Annotated in this window: 1 protein-coding gene; it reads left to right on the forward strand. The window is 56.5% G+C overall.

Features of this window, described 5'->3' with window-relative positions; all coding sequences use genetic code 11:
• Positions 1 to 386: energy transducer TonB (locus QN359_RS19840; protein WP_323493635.1), on the forward strand; the 386-nt coding region annotated here is incomplete at both ends.

A 386-nucleotide genomic window follows, 5' to 3' on the forward strand; every position in this document is an offset into this window, starting at 1 on the left:
GCACCGCCACCACCGTTCATTCCGCCACCGGAAGTGCAGGTGCAGCCGCAAGTTCAGCCGCAAAATACGATTGCTGCAGTATCGAATGTCAAACCGGAACCGCAAGTGTTTGCCAAAACACCGGCAGTTGCAGTGGAAGCGCCGAAAGCCGCGGCGGGTCCAAGCACGATTGCGGCCGTTATCGACTTCAATGTGGCCGGTTGCAAGCCTGAGTATCCGCGTGCTTCTTTGCGCAATGAAGAAACCGGGACCGTGCTGTTATCGGTCTTGATTGGTGCCGATGGTGCGGTGACTGAAGTCAAGGTCGATAAGTCCAGCGGTTTCCGTGGTTTGGATAATGCCGTGCGCTTGCAGTTGATGTCGGGCGCTTGCAAAAACAAACCGGG

The sequence above is a fragment of the Undibacterium sp. 5I2 genome (assembly GCF_035019605.1).
GTDB lineage: Bacteria > Pseudomonadota > Gammaproteobacteria > Burkholderiales > Burkholderiaceae_D > Undibacterium.